At 67.8% G+C, this 22,813-nt stretch carries 20 protein-coding genes, 2 tRNA genes and 1 other RNA gene; 11 read left to right on the plus strand and 12 right to left on the minus strand.

Annotated elements, in window-relative coordinates; genetic code table 11:
* Nucleotides 1-213 precede the first annotated feature (213 nt).
* Together thiE and QZ814_RS08980 are read right to left on the minus strand one after the other, a co-directional pair.
* The gene (gene thiE, locus QZ814_RS08975) at nt 214-912 is read right to left on the minus strand and encodes a thiamine phosphate synthase (RefSeq protein WP_294331130.1); all 699 of its coding nucleotides are present in this window, start codon (nt 910-912) and stop codon (nt 214-216) included.
* A 141-nt stretch (nt 913-1,053) separates the two neighbouring features.
* Nucleotides 1,054-1,971 (minus strand): class I fructose-bisphosphate aldolase, encoded by a 918-nt coding sequence (locus QZ814_RS08980; protein ID WP_294331132.1) that lies wholly within the window; start codon nt 1,969-1,971, stop codon nt 1,054-1,056.
* Nucleotides 1,972-2,237: 266 nt separating this feature from the next.
* On the opposite strand from QZ814_RS08980, the gene QZ814_RS08985 reads away from it, so the two are divergent.
* Entirely contained in the window at nt 2,238-2,705 is a 468-nt protein-coding gene (locus tag QZ814_RS08985; protein ID WP_294331209.1) for a redoxin domain-containing protein, read from the plus strand.
* Between the two features lie 148 nt (nt 2,706-2,853).
* Here QZ814_RS08985 and QZ814_RS08990 read toward each other — a convergent pair whose 3' ends face one another.
* The 3 genes from QZ814_RS08990 to tkt all read right to left on the minus strand — a co-directional run bounded on the left by QZ814_RS08990 (nt 2,854) and on the right by tkt (nt 7,374).
* Nucleotides 2,854-4,044 carry a phosphoglycerate kinase gene (locus QZ814_RS08990; RefSeq protein ID WP_294331133.1) on the minus strand — a complete coding sequence of 397 codons (1,191 nt, stop codon included), beginning with the start codon at nt 4,042-4,044 and terminating at the stop codon, nt 2,854-2,856.
* A 361-nt stretch (nt 4,045-4,405) separates the two neighbouring features.
* The gene (gene gap, locus QZ814_RS08995) at nt 4,406-5,410 is read right to left on the minus strand and encodes a type I glyceraldehyde-3-phosphate dehydrogenase (protein WP_294331134.1); all 1,005 of its coding nucleotides are present in this window, start codon (nt 5,408-5,410) and stop codon (nt 4,406-4,408) included.
* A complete protein-coding gene (gene tkt / locus QZ814_RS09000; protein ID WP_294331136.1) occupies nt 5,407-7,374 on the minus strand; it encodes a transketolase in 1,968 nt (655 codons plus the stop codon). Before tkt ends, gap begins: the two co-directional genes overlap by 4 nt.
* 137 nt (nt 7,375-7,511) lie before the next feature.
* On the opposite strand from tkt, the gene QZ814_RS09005 reads away from it, so the two are divergent.
* The 6 genes from QZ814_RS09005 (at nt 7,512) to QZ814_RS09030 (ending at nt 9,312) form a co-directional block, all read left to right on the plus strand.
* Nucleotides 7,512-7,736: a hypothetical protein gene (locus tag QZ814_RS09005; RefSeq protein ID WP_294331137.1), complete on the plus strand. Its 225-nt coding sequence runs from the start codon at nt 7,512-7,514 to the stop codon at nt 7,734-7,736.
* A complete protein-coding gene (locus QZ814_RS09010; RefSeq protein WP_294331139.1) occupies nt 7,736-8,062 on the plus strand; it encodes a cell division protein ZapA in 327 nt (108 codons plus the stop codon). Before QZ814_RS09005 ends, QZ814_RS09010 begins: the two co-directional genes overlap by 1 nt.
* A 12-nt stretch (nt 8,063-8,074) precedes the next feature.
* Nucleotides 8,075-8,234, plus strand: a non-coding RNA gene (gene ssrS / locus QZ814_RS09015) — 6S RNA.
* 21 nt (nt 8,235-8,255) lie between these two features.
* Nucleotides 8,256-8,810, plus strand: coding sequence for a 5-formyltetrahydrofolate cyclo-ligase (locus QZ814_RS09020; RefSeq protein ID WP_294331141.1), 555 nt, complete (start codon nt 8,256-8,258; stop codon nt 8,808-8,810).
* Complete coding sequence (locus tag QZ814_RS09025) at nt 8,807-9,013, plus strand: DUF2842 domain-containing protein (protein ID WP_294253776.1); 207 nt, start codon at nt 8,807-8,809, stop codon at nt 9,011-9,013. Before QZ814_RS09020 ends, QZ814_RS09025 begins: the two co-directional genes overlap by 4 nt.
* Nucleotides 9,004-9,312, plus strand: coding sequence for a hypothetical protein (locus tag QZ814_RS09030; RefSeq protein ID WP_294331143.1), 309 nt, complete (start codon nt 9,004-9,006; stop codon nt 9,310-9,312). The genes QZ814_RS09025 and QZ814_RS09030 overlap by 10 nt, the downstream gene beginning before the upstream one ends.
* 46 nt (nt 9,313-9,358) lie before the next feature.
* Here QZ814_RS09030 and QZ814_RS09035 read toward each other — a convergent pair whose 3' ends face one another.
* The 4 genes from QZ814_RS09035 to QZ814_RS09050 form a co-directional block, all read right to left on the minus strand.
* Nucleotides 9,359-11,005, minus strand: a complete 1,647-nt coding sequence (locus QZ814_RS09035) for a M28 family metallopeptidase (protein WP_294331144.1) — start codon at nt 11,003-11,005, stop codon at nt 9,359-9,361.
* Between the two features lie 85 nt (nt 11,006-11,090).
* Nucleotides 11,091-11,167 (minus strand) — tRNA-Asp (locus QZ814_RS09040).
* A gap of 70 nt (nt 11,168-11,237) precedes the next feature.
* Nucleotides 11,238-11,314, minus strand: a tRNA-Asp gene (locus QZ814_RS09045).
* A gap of 46 nt (nt 11,315-11,360) precedes the next feature.
* Nucleotides 11,361-12,509 carry an AI-2E family transporter gene (locus tag QZ814_RS09050; protein ID WP_294331211.1) on the minus strand — a complete coding sequence of 383 codons (1,149 nt, stop codon included), beginning with the start codon at nt 12,507-12,509 and terminating at the stop codon, nt 11,361-11,363.
* 199 nt (nt 12,510-12,708) lie between these two features.
* Between QZ814_RS09050 and QZ814_RS09055 the strand changes: the two genes are divergently transcribed.
* Nucleotides 12,709-14,250 (plus strand): glycerol kinase, encoded by a 1,542-nt coding sequence (locus QZ814_RS09055; RefSeq protein WP_294331146.1) that lies wholly within the window; start codon nt 12,709-12,711, stop codon nt 14,248-14,250.
* Here the strand turns inward: QZ814_RS09055 and QZ814_RS09060 are convergent.
* Nucleotides 14,175-14,678 carry a DUF2306 domain-containing protein gene (locus tag QZ814_RS09060; protein ID WP_294331147.1) on the minus strand — a complete coding sequence of 168 codons (504 nt, stop codon included), beginning with the start codon at nt 14,676-14,678 and terminating at the stop codon, nt 14,175-14,177. The two genes, QZ814_RS09055 and QZ814_RS09060, sit on opposite strands and share 76 nt — an antisense overlap.
* 140 nt (nt 14,679-14,818) lie before the next feature.
* On the opposite strand from QZ814_RS09060, the gene QZ814_RS09065 reads away from it, so the two are divergent.
* On the plus strand, nt 14,819-15,622 hold the full coding sequence (locus QZ814_RS09065; protein WP_294331149.1) for a LytTR family DNA-binding domain-containing protein: 804 nt from the start codon (nt 14,819-14,821) through the stop codon (nt 15,620-15,622).
* Nucleotides 15,623-15,679: 57 nt separating this feature from the next.
* On the opposite strand, the gene QZ814_RS09070 is transcribed toward QZ814_RS09065, so the two are convergent.
* Entirely contained in the window at nt 15,680-18,379 is a 2,700-nt protein-coding gene (locus QZ814_RS09070; protein ID WP_294331150.1) for a TonB-dependent receptor, read from the minus strand.
* Nucleotides 18,380-18,538: 159 nt separating this feature from the next.
* Between QZ814_RS09070 and QZ814_RS09075 the strand changes: the two genes are divergently transcribed.
* Nucleotides 18,539-19,339 (plus strand): DeoR/GlpR family DNA-binding transcription regulator, encoded by an 801-nt coding sequence (locus QZ814_RS09075; RefSeq protein ID WP_294331151.1) that lies wholly within the window; start codon nt 18,539-18,541, stop codon nt 19,337-19,339.
* Between the two features lie 233 nt (nt 19,340-19,572).
* Here the strand turns inward: QZ814_RS09075 and QZ814_RS09080 are convergent, their stop codons facing one another.
* The gene (locus QZ814_RS09080; RefSeq protein WP_294331152.1) at nt 19,573-21,321 is read right to left on the minus strand and encodes a class I adenylate-forming enzyme family protein; all 1,749 of its coding nucleotides are present in this window, start codon (nt 21,319-21,321) and stop codon (nt 19,573-19,575) included.
* 158 nt (nt 21,322-21,479) lie between these two features.
* Here QZ814_RS09080 and QZ814_RS09085 point away from each other — a divergent pair, with 158 nt between their 5' ends.
* The gene (locus QZ814_RS09085) at nt 21,480-22,703 is read left to right on the plus strand and encodes a serine hydrolase domain-containing protein (RefSeq protein WP_294331153.1); all 1,224 of its coding nucleotides are present in this window, start codon (nt 21,480-21,482) and stop codon (nt 22,701-22,703) included.
* Nucleotides 22,704-22,813: the final 110 nt, after the last annotated feature.

The following is a 22,813-nucleotide window of genomic DNA, read 5'->3' on the forward strand; positions in this document are numbered from 1 at the left end:
CCGCCGCTGCCTCAGTGAAGAGCACCGCGTCGGTGGAGTGGCTTCTATGCCCGACACCCCCACCCGTCAACGAGAAAATGAAACTTTCTGTCGTTTTCGTGACAGACACCCCTGAAACCCCCGGAAATCCGAGAGTTTTGAGCAGTACAGGCGCCGGCAGGAATGACCGTTTGATGACCATTCCCGCCGAATCAGCGGCGAATCGCGCCAGAATCAGCCTTGCATCCCCTGAATCGCAGCGAAGGCACGCACCGCTTCGGCTTCGTCCCCGCCCCATACGGCGTGGCTGACCGCGAGGAAGTCCGCGCCGGCCTGCACCAGCGGGCTCGCATTGGCCGGGGTGATGCCCCCGATCGCCACGCAGGGAATCTCGAACAGCGCCGACCACCAGGACAGGATCACCGGCTCGGGGCGATGCTCGGTCGTCTTGGTGGGCGTCGGATAGAAGGCGCCGAACGCGACATAGTCGGCCCCCGCCTCCCCTGCTTCCATCGCCAGGTGGCGGCTGTCGTGGCAGGTCACGCCGATCTGGACATTGGGCCCGAGGATCACCCGCGCCTCGCGGGCGTCGCCATCCCCCTGCCCCAGATGCACGCCGTCGGCACCCAGCCGCTTGGCGAGGCTGACGCTGTCGTTGACGATAAAGGCGACCTCGGCATCGGCGCAGATGCGCTGGAGCGGCTCGGCGAGCTTGGCGGCCTGGTGCTGGTCGACATCCTTCACGCGGAACTGGAAGGCTGCGACAGGGCCGGCATCGAGCGCGCGGCGCAGGCGGTCGGCAAAGCCGCCGGTGACGTCGAGCGGCGAAATCAGATAGAGCTGGCAGGGCGGGCGACGATCGTCGCGGACGAATTTCTCGGCAAAGCCTTCGAGGTTCGCTTCGTCTTCGAGATCGTCGAAGGGATCGGACATTGTGTACTCCGCTGCTGAATATCGGCGGAACTCTACCGCCTTTGTCGGCGGGCCTTCCACCCCCTGTCCTTCGGGGTCAAGCAGCGGGAGTTATGCGGCGGCGCCGTCCGGGCGAACCCGTCGGCGCCGCCGGGGCAGGTTTCAGGCCTCCTCGCCCTTGTAGATCGCGACCAGCTTGTCGAGCATCGCCAGCGCTTCGGCGCGCGGGCGCTGGAAGGTGTTGCGGCCGATGATCGAGCCGTTGCCGCCGCCGGCGAGAATGTCGCGGGCGTCCTGGTAGACGGCATCGGCCCCCTTTGCAGCACCGCCCGAGAAGACGACGATGCGGCGGCCGGCGAAGCAGCTCTGCACGACATGGCGCACGCGGTCGCCCTGATTGGACCAGTCGGTGCCTTCATAGAGCTTCTTGGCCTCGGCCTGCTCGATGTTCGCCGAGGGCAGCTTGACCTTGATGATGTGCGCGCCGAGCAGCGCCGCCATGTGCGCGGCATAGGCGCCGACGTCGAGCGCCAGTTCGCCGTCCTTGGTGAGCTTGCCGCCGCGCGGATAGGACCAGATCACCGTCGCGATGCCGACCGAGGCGGCCTGGGCGCGCATTTCCTTGATCTCTTCCATCATCTCGAACACGCCGTCGGCGCCCGGATAGATGGTGAAGCCGATCGCCGAGCAGCCGAGCCGCAGCGCGTCGTCGACGCCGCCGGTCACCGCCTGGTCGATGCCGGTCGCCCAGCTGTTCGAGCTGTTGACCTTGAGGATCGTCGGGATCTGGCCGGCAAAGGCGTCGGCGCCCGCCTCGATCATGCCGAGCGGCGCGGCATAGGCCGAGAGGCCCGCGTCGATCGCGAGTTGGAAGTGATAATGGGGATCATAGGCATCCGGGTTCACCGCGAAGCTGCGCGCCGGGCCGTGCTCGAAGCCCTGGTCGACCGGCAGGATGATCAGCTTGCCGGTACCGCCCAGCTTCCCCTGCATCAGGATGCGCGCGAGGTTCGCCTTCACGCCCGGATTGTCGGAGCCGTAGTTGTCGAGGATCGCTTTGACGGCCGGCGTGATGCCCATGATCTTCTCCGCATTGGTAATCGATGCGGGGTCCCTATCGCGGCAAATTGGTAACGAAAAGGCTGACAACGTTGGTCAGGTGCTGCGGAGCAGAACTTATTTCGCAACTGCGGAACAGCTCCGATACCTGCCGGGAAATTGGTAACTTTTTGGTAGGACCAATGCCCGCGATTGACGATGTACCGCTGCACGTTAGCCTGCCTTGCTGAAAACAGGGGGGACGAATCATGTGGAATCGACGGCGCGTGCTGCAGGGTAGCGCGGCGATGCTGGTGCCGGCGGTGCCGGCGATGGCGGCACCCGTGCCGAGAGTGGGGAACCCGGCACCCGATGCCACGCTGGTGCTGCTCGACGGCAGCAAGCTCAAGCTGTCGGAAATGCGCGGCGATGTGGTGGTGCTCAACATCTGGGCGACCTGGTGTGTGCCCTGCCGGCGCGAATTGCCGCTGCTCGACCAATATTATGCGCTGATGAAGAAGCACGGGCTGCGCGTCTATGCGCTGAGCACCGAGGATTCGGTGCCGCTCTACAAGCTCAAGCCGCTGTTCGAAAAACTGACCATCCAGCCGACGCGGCGGATCCGCGGCCCCTATGAGGCGATCGATGGCGCGGTGCCGTCCAACTATGTGATCGATCGGGCGGGCATGCTGCGCTACGCCAAGGCGGCAGCGTTCGATCTGGACGATCTGAACCGGGAGCTGGTGCCGCTGCTCAACGAACCGCGGCCGGTCTGAACCTCTACCGATCCTCCCCCGCCAGGGGGAGGTGTCAGGCGCCAGCCTGACGGAGGGGGAGGTCAGCGACCAACTGGCCGGCGTGCTTCCGCCCCCTCCGTCGCGCGTTGCGCGCCACCTCCCCTGGCGGGGGAGGATATGACAAAGTTCAGCGCGTCAGCGCCGCGACGCCGGGGAGTTCCTTGCCTTCCATCCATTCGAGGAAGGCGCCGCCCGCAGTCGAGACGAAGCTGAACTCGCTGCCGACGCCGGCCTGGTTGAGCGCCGCCACCGTGTCGCCGCCACCGGCGACCGAGACGAGCTGGCCTTCCTTGGTCAGCGCCGCGGCGGTGCGGGCGAGCGACACCGTCGCCGCGTCGAACGGCGGGATCTCGAATGCGCCCATCGGGCCGTTCCACACCAAGGTCTTGCAGGTCTTGAGCACGTCGGCGAGCGCCTCGGTGGCCGCCGGGCCGACATCGAGGATCATCTCGTCGGCGGCGACTTCGTGGACGTTGACGGTGCGGACCGGCGGGTTGGCGCGGAATTCCGTCGCCACAACCACGTCGTACGGCAGGTGGACGGTGCAGCCGGCCGCGTCGGCCGCGTCGAGAATCTCCTCCGCGGTGCCGGTCAGGTCGTGCTCGCACAGGCTCTTGCCGACATCGACGCCGCGCGCGGCGAGGAAGGTGTTGGCCATGCCGCCACCGATGATCAGGTGATCGACCTTGGCGACCAAGTGCTTGAGCACGTCGAGCTTGGTCGAAACCTTGGCGCCGCCGACCACCGCCGCGACGGGATGCTCGGGATTCCCCAGCGCCTTGTCGAGCGCGTCGAGTTCGGCTTCCATCTGGCGGCCGGCGAAGGCGGGCAGCTTGTGGGCGAGCCCCTCGGTCGAGGCGTGGGCGCGGTGCGCGGCCGAGAAGGCGTCGTTGACATAGAGGTCGCCGAGCGATGCGAAGCGATCGACCACGGCCGGGTCGTTCTTTTCCTCGCCACCGAAGAATCGGGTGTTCTCGAGCAGCGCGATGTCGCCGTCATTGAGAGTCGCGACCGAGGCGGCGTCGCCTTCCCAGTCGATATAGCGCACCGGACGGCCGAGCACCTGCTCAAGCGGCTTCACCACCTGCGAGAGCGAGAACTCCGGGTTCGGATTACCCTTGGGGCGGCCGAAATGCGCAAGGATCAGCACTTTGGCGCCACGATCGGCCAGTTCGGCGACCGTCTGGATCGCGGCGCGCAGCCGCGTGTCGTCGGTCACCTTGCCATCGGCCATCGGCACGTTGAGGTCCTCGCGGACCAGCACCCGCTTGCCGGTGATATCGCCCATGTCGTCGAGCGTCTTGAAAGTGCGCGCCATGCTGAATCCCTCGCGTAATGAATTGCCTCGCGAGCAGCATCCTGTCGGCGGAGCGCTCGCAACCTGCGCTTGTGCCGTTGGCCGCCGTGCCGCCCCCGCCCCGCCAGCGTCATCCCGGCGAAAGCCGGGATCCATTGGCCTGGACGTCCTGGCTCCTGCCTCGCCCGAGTGGCGAATGGATCCCAGCGTTCGCCGGGATGACAGAAGAAGAGCTGCCCAGCGACACTAAGGCCGCCTTGAGGATGGGAGGGGCTGATCCTCGGGCCGATCGCCCGTGCCGCCGTCCTCCCCTCCCCTAGCCCCTCCCGCATGCGGGAGGGGGATTTGGAAGCGTCCCCCGCCGAAGCGGAGGACTTCCGTCTTAGAGCCCCGCCATCACCGTCGCGGTGTCGACCATGCGGTTCGAGAAGCCCCACTCGTTGTCGTACCAGCTGACCACGCGGACCAGCTTGCCGTCGATCACCGCGGTTTCCAGGCTGTCGACGGTCGACGATGCGGGCGTGTGGACGATGTCGGCCGAGACGATCGGATCGGCGGTGTAGACCAGCACGCCCTTGAGCGGGCCGCTCTCCGAGGCTGCCTTGAGCACGGCGTTCACTTCCTCGACCGAGGTATCGCGGCCCGGCATGAAGGTCAGGTCGACGAGGCTGCCGTCCGGCACCGGTACGCGGACGGCCGAACCGTCGAGCTTGCCCTTGAGCTCCGGCAGCACCTCGCCCACCGCGCGGGCGGCGCCCGTCGTGGTCGGGATGATCGACATCGCGGCGGCGCGCGCGCGACGCAGGTCCGGGTGGATCTGGTCGAGGATCTTCTGATCGTTGGTATAGGCGTGGACCGTGGTCATCAGGCCGCGCTCGATGCCGATCGCGTCGTTGAGGACCTTGGCGACCGGCGCCAGGCAGTTGGTGGTGCACGACGCGTTCGAGACGATGGTGTGCTCGGCGGTCAGCTTGTCGTGGTTCACGCCGTAGACGACGGTGAGGTCGACATTCTTGCCCGGCGCCGAGATCAGCACCTTCTTGGCGCCGGCATCGATGTGCTTCTGGGCGTCTTCGCGCTTGGTGAAGAAGCCGGTGCACTCGAGCACGATGTCGACGCCGTTCTCGGCGTGCGGCAGGTTGGCGGGATCACGCTCGGCGGTCACCTTGATACGCTTGCCGTCGACGACGATGTCGTTGCCGTCGGCTTCGACCGTCCCCGGATACTTGCCGTGGATGCTGTCGCGCGAGAACAGCCAGGCGTTCGACTTCGCGTCCGACAGATCGTTGATCGTGACCAGCTCGAGGCCGCTTTCCGGGCGCTCGAGGATCGCGCGTGCCACCAGACGGCCGATACGTCCGAAACCGTTGATCGCAACCTTCGTCATGCCTGTTCTCCGTTCAGCTTAGCGAGGATCTGGGGCACGATCGCGCCCGCAGTGAGTCCGAAATGTTCGTAGAGCGCTAGATAGGGGCCCGAGGCACCAAAGCTATCCACGCCGAAGCGCAGGCCATCCATGCCCGTGTAGCGCTCCCACCCGAAGGTGGTGCCGGCCTCGATCGAGACCTTGAGTGCGTCCGCCGGCAGGAGGTCGCGCTTGTAGGCGGCGTCCTGCGCGTCGAAGCGCTCGAAGCAGGGGACCGAGACGACATCGGCACCGATGCCCTGGGCTTCCAGCGCCTCGCGCACGGCGACGGCGATCTCCACTTCCGAACCGGTGGCGAGCAGCACCACCTTGCGCGGTGCTTCCGCCTCCCGCAGCGCATAGGCGCCACGGGCCGAACGGTTCTCGGCGGCTTCGGTGCGCAGCTGCGGGAGGTTCTGGCGGCTGAGCGCGATCAGCGCGGGGCCGTCGGTCTTGGCGAGCGCGGCTTCCCAGGCCTCGGCCGTCTCGACCACGTCGCACGGGCGCCACACGTCGAGATTGGGGATGACGCGCAGGCTCATCAGATGCTCGATCGGCTGGTGGGTCGGACCATCCTCGCCGAGGCCGATCGAATCGTGCGTCATCACATAGACGACGCGGGCATGCTGGAGCGCCGAGAGGCGGATCGCCGCGCGGGCATAGTCGGCGAAGACGAGGAAGGTGCCGCCATAGGGGATCACGCCCCCGTGCAGCGCCATGCCGTTCATCGCCGCGGCCATGCCGAATTCGCGGATGCCGTAGTTGAGGTAGCGGCCGCCATAATTGTCGGCGTCGAGCCGCTGCAGCCCCTTGGTCAGCGTGTTGTTCGAGCCGGTGAGATCGGCCGAGCCGCCGATCGTCGCGTCGAGGAGGGCGTTGACCGCCTCCAGCGCCAGCTCGGACGCCTTGCGGGTCGCGACCTTCTGCGGGCTGGCGATCAGCTGCTCGACGTGCGAGCGGAGCAGGTCCGGCTGCACGGTGCCGCGGCGTTCCCAGCCGAGGCGATCCGGATGCGCGGCGAGGCGCTCCTTCCAGGCGGCGTGCGGGGCGGCACCGCGCGCACCGGCGGCGAGCCAGGCGTCACGGATGTCCTGCGGGATTTCGAACGCCGGGTGGTTCCAGCCGAGCGCGGCGCGGGCGGCGGCGACCTCGTCCTTGCCCAGCGGCGAGCCATGGACCTTGGACGTGCCTTGCTTGTTCGGCGCGCCCTTGCCGATCACGGTGCGGCACTTGACCAGCACCGGCTTGTCGCTGGCGATCGCCTCGTCGAGCGCGCGGGTGATGTCGGCCTGGTCATGGCCGTCGCATTCGAGGACGTTCCAGCCGGTCGCACGATAGCGCGCGGGGATGTCCTCGACCGAGGACAGCGAAACCGGGCCGTCGATGGTGATGTTGTTGTCGTCCCACAGCACGATCAGGCGGTTGAGCTTCAGATGGCCCGCAATGCCGATCGCTTCGTGGTTGATGCCTTCCATCAGGCAGCCGTCGCCGGCGATCACCCAGGTGCGGTGGTCGACCAGATCGTCGCCGAAGGTCGCGTTGAGGTGGCGCTCGGCGATCGCCATGCCCACCGCCATCGCCAGGCCCTGGCCGAGCGGACCGGTGGTGCACTCGACGCCCGGCAGCTCGAAATTCTCGGGGTGACCCGCGCAGGGGCTGCCGATCTGGCGGAAGTTCCGGATGTCCTCCAGCGTCGGGCGGGCATAGCCGGTCAGGTGCAAGAGCGAATAGAGCAGCATCGAGCCATGGCCGGCCGAGAGCACGAACCGGTCGCGATCGGGCCAGGCCGGATCGGCCGGATCGAACTTGAGATAGTTCTGGAAGAGGACGGTCGCGACGTCGGCCATGCCCATCGGCATGCCGGGGTGACCCGAATTGGCGGCTTCCACCGCGTCCATGGAAAGCGCGCGGATGGCGTTGGCGCAATCGGCGAAGGATGCTGTCACGTGTTATTCCCCGTCTGGTCGCGCACGCCTTTGGAAGCGAGCGCGCGCCACGTCAACCGTTGGGCGGCCGCGTTCCCGCGATGCATTATGACGGGCCGGGCTTGTCGCACCCGCCAACCATGCTATCCGGCTTCCTAATGTCCGACCAAGTAGTAGATCGTATCGCGCGGGCTCTGGAGCGTATCGAACGCGCCGCGACGGCTGGCGCCGAGGCCCGTGTTCGGCTCGAGCGCCGCAACCACATGTTGCGGACCCGAATCGAGTCGGCGATCGCCGATCTCGACGCGATGATCGCAGACGAGGCCGTAACGGCGGCGCCGGACGGCGACGATACCGAACTCGACGAGGAGGCCCAGGGCTGATGGCGGACATCACGCTGCAGGTTGCCGGGCGCAGCTACACCGTCTCGGCACGCGAGGAGGACACGCCGCATCTCCGCGCGCTGGAAGCCCGGATCGCCGAGCATGCCGATGCCGCACTGCGCGCCGCCGGTGGCCAGGCGGGCGAGCGGACCCTGCTCTATCTCGCGCTGATCCTCGCCGATGCGCTGGACGAGGCGGAAAAGGCCCCCGCTCCCGCGCCCCCCCCCGCGCCGGCGCCGGCGATTTCCGACGAGCTGCTCGCCCGGATCGCCGATCGGCTGGAAGCGGTCGCCTCGGCCCTTGAGGAAAGCGCCGCGACGTCCTAAATAGAGCCGTGGCGGGAACTGCCCGGTGCGAGCCTTAGCAATTATCCCTGAGGCTATAATCTTCATCCATGGGAGCTGTCCCTGTGCAGATCCTGGTCTGCAACATATGGTTCCCACCTGACGTTCTGTGCGTCGGTGGATATTCAGGCCAACGGCCCATGGTGGTTCCCGTCACACCCATGTCCGATACGCGATGCTGAGCGACAAACCCGCCCTCCGGGCGCGCCTGCGCGCCGAACGCGACCTGTTCGCGTCGCAATCGAGCACCGCGATCCGCGCGCCCGAGGCCTTTGTCGAGCGGCTCACGCCCGGCATGATCGTCGCGACCTATTGCCCGGTGGGCAGCGAGGCCGATCCGACCCAGCTCGCCGCGGCCGCCGCCGAACGCGGCTGTGCGCTCGCCCTGCCCCATGTAATCGACCGGGCGGCGCCGATCCGCTTCCTCGCCTGGGACATGGGCGCGCCGCTCGTCGGCGGCCCCTTCGGCCTGCGCCAGCCGGACGAATCGAGCCCCGAGGTCGCACCCGACGTGATCCTGACGCCGCTGATCGGCTTCGATCCCCGCCTCAACCGCCTCGGCCAGGGCGCGGGGCATTATGACCGTGCCTTCGCCCGCTTCGAAAACGCGTGGCGAGTGGGCGTCGCCTGGTCCGCGCAGGAGGTCCCTGCGTTGCCCGCCGATATCTGGGATGTCCCCCTGCACGCGGTGGTGACCGAGCAGGGCATGCGCCGGCATTCCGAGCCATGAACCCCAGCTGGCGCAAACCCGCCGGCGCGCTGGCGATCGTGGGGCTCATCCTGGTGTGGGTGGTGCTGGTGGCGAGCTTCTCGGGACAGATCGGGCGCCTGCCGATCCTGGTGCAGACGCTGATCTACCTCGCCCTCGGGATCGTCTGGATCCTGCCGCTCAAGCCGCTCCTCCGCTGGATGGAAACAGGACGGTGGCGATAGCGAATGGTGCAGGTGGCTGGACACGGTCCGCCTCGCACTGGCTGACGGGTATCGCGGTCGCCATGGCATTGACGGTTCCCTTCTACGCCATGGCGTCGGAACGTAGCTGGCTGGCGCCCCTGCTGTGGCCGCTCTCCCCGATCTATTGGCTTGCCGTCTCGGGCTGGGCCGTCTGCATCGGGTGCGTGCTTCGCTGGCAGCGGCAATGGTGGCTGCTGCTTACCGCACTTCCCGTCTTGTATCCCGTGGGCCTGCTTGGCTGCATGTGGGTCCTTCTCGCGGGCGTCAAAGACATCTGACCCGCCTAGCGGTCGCGCCGCCGCCTCTCCCCGCGACGCGAACGACTCACCTCCGCTCCCGCACCGCCTTGAACTCCGACCCCGCCTTCCATGTCGGCCAGGCGGATCCGTTCGCCAGTTCCGCGCCGATCGTGCCGAGCAGGTTGATGTCCTGCACCGCGCCCGCGAGGTTCCAGTCCGGACCCCAGGCGTCGCAGGCCTGGTGGTAGCATTGGCCGGTATAGGCATCGATCCACGCCTGCCCGGCCGCGACGCCGCCCTGCTTCAGGTCCGAAGCCCCGGCGATGCCCATCAGCAGCAGCGTCGGCACGCCCTGCTTGGCGAAGGAGAAATGGTCCGCGCGGTAGAACAGCCCGCGCTCGGGCAGCCCTTCGGGCGTCACCCGGCGGCCTTGCGTCGCGGCGACGCGGGCCATGTCGTCCTCCAGCGTGTTCTGGCCCTTGCCGACCAGCACCACGTCGTTGGCGAGGCCGGCGGTCTGGAGAATGTCGAGCGTCAGGTTGGCAACGGTCTTGGCCATCGGCACCACCGGGTGCTGGGTGTAGTAGAGCGAGCCCAGCAGCCCCCGCTCCTCCGCCGTCCAGGCCGCGAAGACGACGCTGCGCTTCGGCGCCGGCCCCGCCTGCATCGCGCGCGCGATCTCGAGCAGCCCGGCGATACCCAGCGCGTCGTCATTGGCGCCCGCGCGGTAGATGCGGCCCTTGGCGTCGGGCTTGCCGGCGCCGTACGCATCCCAGTGTGCGCCGAACATCACCGCCTCGTCGGGGCGCTCGCTGCCGGGGATCTTGGCGAGGACATTGTAGCTGTCGACCTGCTCGGCGGTGACCGGCACGTCGGCGGTGAAGCGCACGCCCGCCAGCGGCACCGGGCGGAAGCTTGCCTTGCGCGCCTCGACCCGCAGCTTGGCGAGGTCCAGCCCCGCGGCGGCGAACAGCCGGGTCGCCGCCCCGCCCTCCAGCCAGCCCTGGAGTGCCACGCTGGTAAGCTCCTCGGGCTTGCGGACGATGTCGTAATTCTCGCCGCCGCTGCTGATCACCACGTTCCAGCCATAGCCCGCGCCGGGCGTGTCATGGACGATCAGTGCGCCGACCGCGCCGCGCCGGGCGGCTTCCTCGAACTTGTAGGTCCAGCGGCCATAATAGGTCATCGTCCGCCCGCCGAACGTGCCGGCGACCGCCTCGCCCTTCTCGGCGGCGAAATCGGGATCGTTGACCAGGAATATCGCGACCTTGCCCTTCAGGTCGACGCCCTTGAAGTCGTCCCACTGCCGCTCGGGCGCGGTCACGCCATAGCCAACGAACACCACCGGCGCACCGGCGATTCGCGCGGTGGCATCGGGGCGAATCGTCGAGGCATAGAGATCCTTCGCCTGCTCGACGGGTATCGCCCCCTTGGGGCCGTCGAATCGCAGCGTGGCGGGCGTGCCGAGCCGCGTGTGGAGCAGCGGCACCTTCTGCAGCCACTGCCCGTCCGGTCCCGCCGGCTGGAGCCCCAGCGCCTCGAATCGGGCGACGAGATAGCCGAGCGTGCGATCCTCGCCGCGGGTGCCGGGTGCGCGCCCCTCGAACGAATCGGAGGCGAGCGTGCGGACGGTCTGTTCGATTCGCGCAGGATCGGCGGCGATCTGGGCCGAGGCGGGGATGGCGGTGGTGGCGAGGAGCAGCGCGAGCGCGCGGGCAGAGGTGCGGATCATCGCGGCGGCTTAGCGCAGAAACGGGAGGGCCTGCAAAGGGCCCGGCCAGCGCGCATGTCCTTCGTATCCGAGGAGATGCGCCGCATGGCGCGAGTGACGGGGCTCGAACCCGCGACCTCCGGCGTGACAGGCCGGCGCTCTAACCAACTGAGCTACACCCGCTTGAAACCAAGCGAGGAAATCTTGGACGGCCAGTCGCCGCCGGATTCCATCTGGAGTCCCGCAAGGCGAGTGGCGCGAGTGACGGGGCTCGAACCCGCGACCTCCGGCGTGACAGGCCGGCGCTCTAACCAACTGAGCTACACCCGCTTGAGCCAAGCGAGGAGGCGGCACCTAGCCGCGTGTTTTGGGGCTGTCAACCGGATTGATCGAGGTTCGCGCGACGACGTACACGATTGTCCGCCGGATCGCGGACCAGCGTGCCCTGCTCGAACAGGAAACCCGCGATGTCGGGCTTGCCTGCCGCGTTGAGCACGGTCTGGATGATGATCAGCAGCGGCACCGCCAGCAGCGCGCCGGTGGTGCCCCACACCCAGCCCCAGAAGCTCAGCGAAATGAGGATCATGATCGGGTTGATCGTGAGACGATGCCCGACGATCAGCGGCGTCACCACGTTCGCCTCGACCAGATGCGCCGCGATCATGATCGCCGGCGGCACCATCGCCGTGCCGATATCGGCATAGGACATGAGGCCGCCCACCGCGAGCAGCAGCGCCGCGATCACCGGGCCGATATAGGGGATGTAGTTCAGCAACGCGACGAGGCCGCCCCACATCAGCGGCGTCGGCATCCCCATCAGCCACAGCGCGCCCGCGACGATCAGACCGAGCGTGAAGTTGATGAGGGTGATGGTGCCGAGATAGGCCGAGGTGTCGTCCACCACGTCCTGGATCACCCGTGCGGTCGCCATCGCGCCGCCGAAGCTCGCCCGGCTGGTGATCGCGCGGCGGCGCAGCCGGGTCCAGCCGGCGAGGAAGAAGTAGATCACCAGGATCGCGAAGAACATCTCGATCAGCGCCGACGGCGCCGAGGTGGTGAACAGGTCGAGCAGCGACGTCGGCGGCTGGGCGGCCTGCACCACCGGCTGGCGCACGGGTGCCGAGGCGAAGTTGTTCAGCGTCTTGTTCACGAACCGCTCGAGGTTCGAATAGAAGCGGATCAGCGGCTCCAGATTATGCTGGATCTTGGGAATGCTCTCGGGCAGCCGGCGGATCCACTGCCACGCCGGCACCACGATCGAGGCGAGCGCGATGTTGGCGGCGCTGAGGAACAGGAGCACGCAGAGGAAGGCGGCGATCGGCGCGGGTATCCGGTGCCGCTCCAGCCATTCGAGCATCGGCACCAGCGCGATCGCGATCACCAGCGAGGCGGTGAGCGGCAGGAAGAAGCGTGCGCCGGCCTGCAGCGCGAAGGGCAGCGCCAGCACCAGCCCCATGCCCGCGATCAGCACCAGCGCGGCCACCAGGCGGTCCCGACGGAACGGAACGACCGCTTCGTCTTCCATGTCCTCCGGCAAACCGGCCGTGGCGATCTGCTCGGGAATCGCCCCTGCTCCGCCCTCGTCGCCGCCGAAACTCCCTGTACGCTGGTCCACGCGAAATTCCCTTTCTGGTACAGTGTAGAGACACGGGCGTGTCGCGGCAATGCAGGGCCCTAACACGGCGCAATTGCGGCGCCATCTGTTGCCAGCTAGCCTCATTTTCATGGCGGAATTGCTTCTGGTGATCGACGAGGGCACCACCTCGACCCGGGCGATGCTCTTTGCGCCATCCGGACAATGTGTTGCCAGCAAATCTGCACAACTAACGCAGCATTATCCCGGACCGGGCCTCGTCGAGCATGATGCCGACGAGATCTGGCGGCATAGCCATGCCTGCGCCGCGGCGATGGTCACGTTCGCCGGCGGCCCGCAGCGGATCGCCGCGATCGGCATCAGCAACCAGCGCGAGACGGTGGTGTTCTGGGACAAGGCGACGGGGGCGCCGCTCGCCCCCGCGATCAGCTGGCAGGATCGCCGCACCGCGCCCCTCTGCCAGGCGCTGCGCGAGGCGGGCGAAGAACCCGGCATCCAGGCGCGCACCGGGCTGCTGCTCGATCCCTATTTCTCCGGCACCAAGATCGCCTGGGCGATGGAGCACTGGCCCCAGCTCAAGGCCGCGGGCGACCGGCTGGCGATCGGCACGATCGAGAGCTGGCTGGTGTGGAAGCTCACCGGCGGGCTGCACATCACCGATGCCACCAACGCCTCGCGCACGCTGCTGATGGGCCTTAGCAGCGGCGGCTGGAGCGACGGGCTGGTCGATCAATTCGGCGCCCCCCGCGCTGCGCTACCGGAAATCGTCGATTGCGCCGGCCGCTTCGGCACCACCCGCCTGTTCGGCGGCGCCATCCCGATCTGCGGCCTTGCCGGCGACCAGCAGGCGGCGACGATCGGCCAGGCCTGCCTCACCCCCGGCGACACCAAGGCGACCTATGGGACCGGCGCCTTCGTGCTGACCAATGCCGGCACGCTCCAGCCCCGCTCGCGCCACCGGCTGCTGTCGACGGTGCTGTGGCAGCTCGGCGGGCGGCGGACCTATGCGCTGGAGGGGTCGGTGTTCGTCGCCGGCAGCCTGGTGCAGTGGCTGCGCGATTCGCTCGGCCTGATCGCCACCGCGCCCGAGACCGAGGCGCTGGCGCGATCGGTGCCCGACAATGGCGGCGTCTATTGCGTGCCGGCGCTGACCGGGCTCGGCGCGCCCTGGTGGCAGCCGGAGGCGCGGGCGACGATCTCCGGCCTCAGCTTCGCCGCCGGCCGCGCGCATATCGTCCGCGCCGCGCTGGAGGCGATGGCGCACCAGAGCCACGATCTGGAGACCGCCTTTGCGGCAGACGGCGCGCAATGGGGACGGCTGCGCGTCGACGGCGGCATGGTGACCAACGACTGGATCGCGCAGGACCTCGCCGACATGCTCGCCCTGCCCGTCGACCGGCCCGATTTCCCCGAGACGACGGCGCTGGGCGCGGCGATGCTGGCAGGGCTCGGCTGCGACATGTTCGGCAGCCTCGACGATGCGGTGATGATGCGCGGCACGATCCGCACCTTCGAGCCGCAGATCGAGCCCGGCGCGCGGGCCGCCCGGCTGGCCGGCTGGCACGACGCGATCGGGCGCGTGCTGGCCCCAGGTCTTCAGCTGAACAGCCAGGTGCCGAGCAACCTGCCCGGCAGCAGCGTGAACAGCCCGGCGACAGCAAGACCGAGATAGGTGAGCGACATCACCCGCCGGTGCGCCTCGATCCGATGCGCGCGGGCCAGCATCACGCCGCGCGGGATCATCACCAGCACCAGGATCGACAGCAGGTGAATCGGGCTCAGGCTCCCCGTCAGGCCGCGCAGCCCGAAGCTGGAAAGGGCCGCGACCAGCATCAGCACGGCCCAGAGCTTGCCCAGCGCGCGGTGCAGCGCATCCCCCTTGCGACGCACCAGCACATAGGCGCCGAGCGGCAGCGTGGGCAGGACCGCGATCAGGTGCAGGCCGAGCCACAGGTTGCGGATGCTTGACCGCGCGACGGCTCCGCTTGCAAGGCCGTGCACCAGTGCCAGCAGGATGGCGCCGCCGGCGATCACGCCCAGCGTGACGATCAGCCGGTCGCGTGCGGGGATCACCAAGCCGGAATGTCCAAGGTCGTTCATCAGTTGCTCCTTCCCCGCCATCATGGCCTGCCGCCGGCGGCACGCGAGCGGCATTGCGGGAGCGGGGATCGCCGGTTCGCGAACGACGTCTCGGCGGCCCCGCTGTACCGTTCGCGACGCGTGAACGGAGCGCACGCCTGATGGCCCCGCATCGGCTGGCGGCGGAGCTTGCGATCCTCTGCGCGCTGACCTTGCTGTTGGCGCTGCTCGGGCCGTTCGGCTCCTATGCCACGCCGCTGGCGGCGCGGCTGCCGCACTGGGCGCTGTACCTCGCCACGGGCTATGTCTTCTTCCGTCCGGTGATCGCCGCCGGGGGCGCCCTCGCCCGCCAGACCGGGCTGCCGCGGCCCGTAGCGATCGCAGCCGCCTGCGCCCTAGGGGCGTTTCCGACCAGCATGGTCCTCCTGTTCGGCTCGGCCGGGACGGCGTGGCGCTCCGTCAGCGGCGCGGCGATGGCCAGCGCCTATCTGCAGACGCTGATCGTCGGTGCGACGGTTACGATCGTGCAGCTGCTGGCCGGTCGCGGAACGGCACAAGCGGCGCCGCTTGCCGTCCCGCCGATCGCACCGCCGCCGCCCCTCCAGCCCGTGGCAGCGCCTGCCCGGACCGCGCCCTCCGCCCTCCTGGAGCTGCTCCCTCCCCATCTCCGCGGCTCCATTCTCTGCCTCGAGAATGAGGATCACTATGTCCGCGTCCATACCGATCGCGGCAGCGCGCTGGTCCTGATGCGCATGCGCGATGCGGTCGCGCAGCTCGAGGGGCTGGGAGCGCGCGTGCATCGCAGCTGGTGGGTCGCACGCAGCGCCGTGGTCACGGCCGCCCGGCAGGATCGCAACTGGAGGCTGCGGCTCGTCGACGGCCGGGAGGTGCCGGTGGCGCGCACCAGTGTCGCCGAGCTGCGGGCGCGGGGCTGGCTGGACGCGGCCCCCTCTGCCGACGCATGAAAAAGGCCGGCCCGGGACGATGCCCGGGCCGGCCAGTGGGTCCTCGGGGGAGGAACCTCAGAACTTCACGCCGATGCCTGCGAACACGGTGGTGCCGCTGCGCGTCTCGTTGTGGAGGCGGTGGTAGATGCTGTTGAACTGGACTTCGGTCGCGTTCGTCAGGTTGATCGCATCGAGCGTCAGCCGAACGCGCTCGGTGACGTTGAAAAACGCCGCCGCGTCGACATAGACGGTGCCGTCGAACCCGTCCTTGCTCGTCGGATCCGTGCCGTCATAGGCGGTGCGCAGGTAGGACGACCGATAGTTCAGCGATCCGCGGATGCCCCAGCGCCCGGTCTCGTAATAGAGCGTGGCGTTGGCGTTGGTGTTCGACAGGCCCGGGATCGGGTTGTCGGTACCCTTGTACGGCGCGTTGGAGTCGAGCAGCGTCAGGTTCGCCGCCATGCCCAGCTTGTCGAACGGCGCGGGCAGGAAGGTGAAGTTGCTCTGCGCGGCCAGCTCGACGCCGGTCACATAGGCCTTGGCCTGGTTGATCGGCTGGGTGAACTCGTCGACATTGGTGGCGGCGGTCACCCCCGGCAGGGTCGAAAGCGGCAGCCCGGTGCTGCCGAACGGCACGTTCTTCAGCGTCTGCGAGACCACCAGGTTCCGGATGTCCTTGTGGAAGACGCCCACCGAAATCAGGCCGACCTTGCCGAAATACCATTCGACCGAGGCTTCCACCGAATTGTCCTTGTAGGGCTTGAGGTTGGGGTTGCCGACGCTCGCGGTGATCTTGCCGCTGTCCGCATTGGCGCTGCCCGCCGCCGCGACCGAGCTGAGCCCCGGACGGTTGATGTTCTTGGCGGCGGCCACGCGGATCAGGAAGCTCGGCGTCACCTCCAGCACGGCGTTGAGCGTCGGCAGCACGCCCGAATAATGCGAGTGGGTGGTGTTGCTGCCGATCGGCGTGTCGTTGCTGTTGGTCAGCAGGCCGGTGCTGTCCAGATCGGTGAAATAGGCGCGCAGGCCGATATTGCCGCGCAGGCGCATACCGCCGAGCGGGGCGTTCCATTCGAGCTGGCCATAGCCCGCCCCCGTCGACTCGGTCACCTTGTAGGTATTCTCGATGTCGGTCGCGCCGGCCACGGTGTGCGAGGCATTATACTGGGCGAAGGCCTTGGCATAATCGCCCGCGATCCAACTCGCCGCCTTGTTCTGGCGGAACACGGTTGCATAGGCCGTCACCGGGGTGCCGGTGAACTGGCGGAACTGGCCGTCATTGTAGATCTCGGAACCCGAGGTCTCGTAGCGGCGATAGCTGCCGCCGGCGCGCAGAGTGAAGACCTCGTTCAGCTTGAGCGCGGCATTGCCCACCGCTTCCTTCAGGCTGGTCTTGTTCCAGAATTCGCGGAAGTAGAATTCCTTGAACTCGTACTTGGACGGATCGGTGGTGTTCCAGCGATAGACGTTGGTCGCATCGGTGCCGTCGGCCGCATAGGTCGTCGTCATCCCGCCATAGGCGCGCAGATACAGCTTGTCGTCGTAGGGCGTGGTGTACTTCGAATCCTCATAGCCGACATGGCCGTCGAAGCTCAGGCTGTCGCTCGCGTCCCATTTGCCGGTCAGCGCGATCTGGTTGAACTTGTTCTTGTTGAGCGAGCGGCGATGCTCGCTGGCATAGGTGACGTTGTCGACGCTGATCGCATCGACGAAGTTCGTGCTGTCCCAGTGGATCGAATTGATCTTCGAGGTCGTGTCGAAGATCACCGAGCCCGAGGTGTTGTTCGGCCGGGTCGCGAGGTGATATTCGTCGCGGTGGGTGGTGAACTCGCCGTGCAGCCCGTCGAGGGTGAACAGCAGATTGTCCGCCGGGCGCCACTGGGTGGCGAGGGTCAGACCCAGGCGCTCCTGCCGCGCATCCCACACCGACAGGCGGTTGCCCGAGGCGAACACCAGGTCGCCGGACTTGAACTTGGCCTGCTGGTCCGCCGAAAGCGCCGAGATGTCGAGGCCCTTGCCCAGATAGCCGGCGATCTTGCTCGCGCTCAGCTGGGTCGGCGAATAGGTGTTGTAGCCCTGTTCCTCGGTCTTGCGCTTCGAATAGGCGACCGAGAGCAGGATGCCGAAGCGATCGCCCCAATTCTGACTGAGCATCGCAGCAACGCGCGGCTGGGCATCCTTGGTGAAGCTGTTGGTGCCGAGCTTGGCCGAGATCGCGCCGGTCAGCCCCTGCTTCTGCTCGAGCGGCTTGGCGGTGAACAGGCCGACGGTGCCGGCCATGCCGCCTTCGGCCTGCGAGGCCTGGTAGCTCTTCTCCACCTCGACGCGCGAGAACAGCTCGGAGGCGAAGATGTTGAAATCGAAGGCGCGGTCACGCGAGCGCTGGCCGCGGCTGTCCATCGCCGAGTCGACATTGCCCAGCACTTCCATGCCGTTCAGCTGGACGCGGGTGAAATCGGGACCGAGACCGCGCAGCGTGATGCGGCGGCCCTCGCCGGCCTCACGGTTGATCGCCACGCCCGGCAGACGCTGGATCGATTCGGCGAGGTTGAGTTCGGGGAACTTCGCCATGTCCTCGGCGACGATCACGTCCTTGGTGATGTTGGACGCGCGCTTCAGCTCGCGAGCCTTGGCCAGCGAGGCGATATAGCCGTTGACGACGATCTCGCCCTGCTCCTGCCCCGGCGCGGCAGCGTCCTGCGCGGCCGCTGCCATCGACATGCAGCTCGCGCCGACGGCCAGCGCGGCAAGCGCCGCACGGTACGTGGTTCCCATTGTGCCCTCCCATTGATGCTCGGGGCGCCAGCCCCGGCTGCCCCGCCGCGACGCCTAGGAAGGGTTGATGACTCGAATGTGACATCTTGTGTTGTTTTGTGTGGCTTTGAACGTTCTCATGTGGGTTTACCCCGGCGCGCCTGCTGATACACTCGGGGCATGGACCGCATCGAGATCCCCACCGGCACTGCCGCCAGCCGCGCCCACCAGAGCGCCCGCCTCGCGACGCTGATCGACCTGCTCGGGCAGCGCGACCGATGGTCGATCGCCGAGCTGGCGGAGCGGTTCGACGTGTCCGAGGAAACGGTGCGCCGCGACGTGCGCCAGCTCGAACAGGCCGGGCGGGTGCAGAAGGTCCATGGCGGCGTCTGCCTGCCCGGCGGGGTGCTGGAGCCGCCCTATCGCCAGCGGCTGCGCGACCAGGCGGAGGCGAAGCGCCGCATCGCCGAGCGGGCGCTGACGCTGGTGCAGCCGGGCATGACGGTGATGCTCGATTCGGGCACGACCACGCTGTGCCTGGCGCGCGCGCTGCGCGGGGTGCGCGACCTGACGGTGATCACCAACAGCATGGAAATCGCCGCCGAGATACTCGGCCATCCCGGCCAGCGGCTGTTCGTCGCCGGCGGGACGGTCGATCCGGACTATCATGCCGCCTTCGGCAGCGAGCCGATCGACTATTGCCGCCAGTTCGCGCCGGACCTGACCGTGCTCTCGATGGGCGCGGTGGATGCCGCGCGCGGCTTTCTCGATTTTCACGCCGGGGAAGCCGCGTTCAAGCGCAGCCTGCTCCAGCGCGCGCGACGCGTCGCGATACTGTGCGATGCGACCAAGTTCGACAAGCCCGGCTTCCTGCACGTGGCGGACTTCGCCGACGTGCAGGAACTGGTGACCGATCAGGCTCCGCCCGACGACATCGCGACCGCCGCGACGGCCGCGGGCACGACGATCCACCTCGCCTGAGGCGGCACGCCGCAATCTGACCAGCGCGCAGGAAATCAAAGGCCAGCGGCATCCAAAAACCATCGGCATTCCCGCGAAGGCGGGAATCCATTGCCCTCGGCGCTGGAAGAAAGAACCTCGGCATCAGCGCGAATGGATCCCCCCTTCGCGGGGATGACGACGCATTTGCGCCTTCTGCGAAGCCCTCTCCCTCCGGCACCACCTTCCCCTGGCGGGGGAAGTGGCGGTTCGCCTCAGGCTGCCTTGTCGGTGACGAACAGGGCCTTCAGGTCCTTCTTCAGGATCTTGCCATTGGCGTTGCGCGGCAGGGTCGATTCGGAAAAGCGGATCGCCACCGGTACCTTGAACGCCGCGATTCGCTCACGGACGAACGCCTGCAGTTCCGCCTCGGTGGCCGAGGTGCCGGGGGCGAGATGCACCACCGCCACCGGCTCCTCGCCCAGCGTGCGGTGCGGCACACCGATCAGCGCGGCATCGGTCACTGCCGGATGCGCGTAGAGCACGTCCTCGACCTCGGACGAGTAGATATTCTCGCCGCCGCGGATGATGATGTCCTTGGCCCGGTCGACGATGTAGAGGAACCCTTCCTCGTCCAGCCGCGCCAGGTCGCCGGTGCGCACCCAGCCGTCCTGGAAGGTCGCGGCCGTCGCCTCGGGCTTGTTCCAATAGCCTTTCACGATCATCGGCCCCTTGGCCCAGAGCTCGCCCACTTCGCCGACCGGCAGTTCGCGGGTGCCGTCGACGTCCATGATCTTGAGCTCGGCGACCGGCACGGCCGGCCCGGCGCTGGTCGGGCGGGCGAGATAGTCCTCGCCGGTATGGTGGGTCACCGTCGCCATCGTCTCGGTCATGCCCCAGCCATTGCCGGGCAGCGCGCCGAATTCCTCGTAGATGCGCTTGACCAGCTCGGGCGCCGAGGGCGCACCGCCATAGGAGATGGTCTCCAGGCTGGAGAGGTCGTACCGGTGCCGCTCGGGATGTTCGAGCAGCTGCCAGGCGATGGTCGGCACGCCGCCGGTCTGGTTGACCTTCTCGCGCTGGATGATCTCCATCGCCTCGGTCGCCTCCCAGCGGCGCATGAACACCACCGTGCCGCCTGCTGCGATCAGCGCCATCAGCCCGGCGCTGCACGCGGTGACGTGGAACAGCGGGATCACCAGCAGCCCTACCTTGTAGGGCGGCGCGGGCGGCGGCATCTCGCCCCGCCGCAGCATCGCGCGCGCGACCGAATAGCCCGAGGTGAGGATGTTGGTCATCAGGTTGCGATGGGTGCCCACCGCGCCCTTGGGATTGCCCGTGGTACCGCTGGTGTAGAACAGCGTCACATCGTCGTCCGGCGCGATCGCCACCTCGGGGAAGGCGATGTCGGCCAGTTCCGCCCAGCTGTTGCAGGGGCCGAGGATCGATTCGAGCGCGACCGCCTCACCCTCCAGCGGCGCGCAGGCGCGGCTGACCACCATCCGCTCCAGATCGGGCAGCGCAGCATAGCATCCCTTCAGCCGCTCGTGCCGCTCGCCATCGACGAAGAGCAGCTTGGCGCCCGAATCCTTCATGCCGTATTCGAGCTCGGCACCGGTCCACCAGGCGTTGAGCGGCACCAGGATCGCGCCGATGCTCACCGCCGCGAAGAAGATCGTCGGCCATTCGGGCAGGTTGCGCATCGCCAGCGCGACGCGGTCGCCCTTGGCGACGCCCTGCCCCTGCATCCAGGAAGCGAGATGGCAGGTCGCGCGATAGTTCGCCTCGTAGCTGACCCGCTCGTCCTGGTAGATGGTGAAGGGCCGATCGCCATAGCCGCGCGCCAGCCGGGCGAGGATGGCGGCGTTGGGCGGCGAGTTCTTCCACACCCGGGTGGGGATCCCGCGGATCTCCACCGTCTCCATTTCGAACTTGGCGCCGGGTGCGGTGAGCAGTGCATCGACGGCGGCCAGCGGGGCCTTGGGCCAATCCGCGGGCAAGGGCACGATCGGTTCGAGGGTCAAGGCAGCTCTCTCCATCGAATTCTGAACTTTGGGTTTGGCGCAAGCACCAACCTGTCCGCACGTTAGTGTTGATTTGTCGCCCGCTCAAGGCAATAGAAAGCAGGCACCCGCCAGAAGGTGCATTGCACGCGTTTCGAACGAGAGGTATGCCGCCAGCGATGCACGTCGACGACCCGATCGCCCATGGATTCGATGCCGGCCGGCTGGCGCGGATCGATGCCTTTGTGAAGGCGCGCTATCTCGATTCCGGCAAGTTGCCGCACGCCCAGCTGCTGATCGCGCGCGACGGGCAGATCGTGCACTTCTCGCACCAGGGCGCCGCGCGCGACGGCGGCGCCCTGGTGGACGAGTCGACGCTGTTCCGCATCGCCTCGATGACCAAGCCGATCACCAGCCTCGCCTTCATGATGCTGGTGGAGGAAGGGTTGGTCGCGCTCGACACGCCGGTCCATCACGTGCTGCCCGAGCTGAAGGGCGTCGGCGTCTATGCCGGCGGTGGCGGCGGGGTGCCGTTCCTGACCAAGCCGACCGCCCAGCCGATGCGGATGGTCGACCTGCTGCGCCATACCTCCGGTCTCACCTACAGCTTCCAGAACCGCACCAATGTCGACGCCGCCTATCGCGAAGGCCGGATCGAAAGCTGGCACGGCAACCTGACGCTGGACGACTTCGTCGCGGCGCTCGGCAAGCTCCCGCTGGAATTCTCGCCGGGGGACGAATGGAATTACTCGGTCTCCACCGACGTGCTGGGCGCGGTGGTGACGCGGGTCTCCGGCCTGTCGCTCGACCGCTTCTTCGCCGAGCGCATCTTTGCCCCGTTGGGCATGCACGACACCTTCTTCCAGGTTCCGCAAGACAAGATCCACCGCCTGTCCGACTGCTGGACGATGCAGGAGGGCACGGGGCCCGTGCTGTACGATCGCGGCGAGGCCTCGGCCTGGGCGCGCTTCCCGAAGCTGGTGTCCGGCGGCGGCGGGCTGGTCTCGACCGCGCTCGACTATCACCGCTTCAACACCCTGCTGCTGAACCGCGGCGAACTGGATGGCGTGCGGATCGTCTCCCCCAAGACGATCGACCTGATGACCACCAACCACCTGCCCGGCGGCAGCGACCTCGCCGCCATGTCGCGCGCGCTGTTCAGCGAGGCGACCAATGCCGGCACCGGCTTCGGGCTGGGCTTCGCGATCAACCTGGATGTGGCCAAGACGCTGATCCCGGGCTCGGTCGGCGAATTCTACTGGGGCGGCATGTTCTCGACCGCCTTCTTCGTCGACCCCGTCGAGCGGATCTCGATGGTGTTCATGACCCAGCTTTCCCCGTCGATGCTCTACCCGATCCGGCGCGAGCTGAAGACGCTGATCTATTCGGCGCTGACCCGGTGAGGTCGACGCATCCTGGGCCTTTCACCGTCACCCCAGCGAAAGCTGGGGTCTCCATCCACGTGCCGTTCGCGCTCCTCGACGAGACCCCAGCTTTCGCTGGGGTGACGAAA

Origin of the sequence: uncultured Sphingomonas sp., assembly GCF_913777625.1 — a bacterium.
GTDB lineage: Bacteria > Pseudomonadota > Alphaproteobacteria > Sphingomonadales > Sphingomonadaceae > Sphingomonas.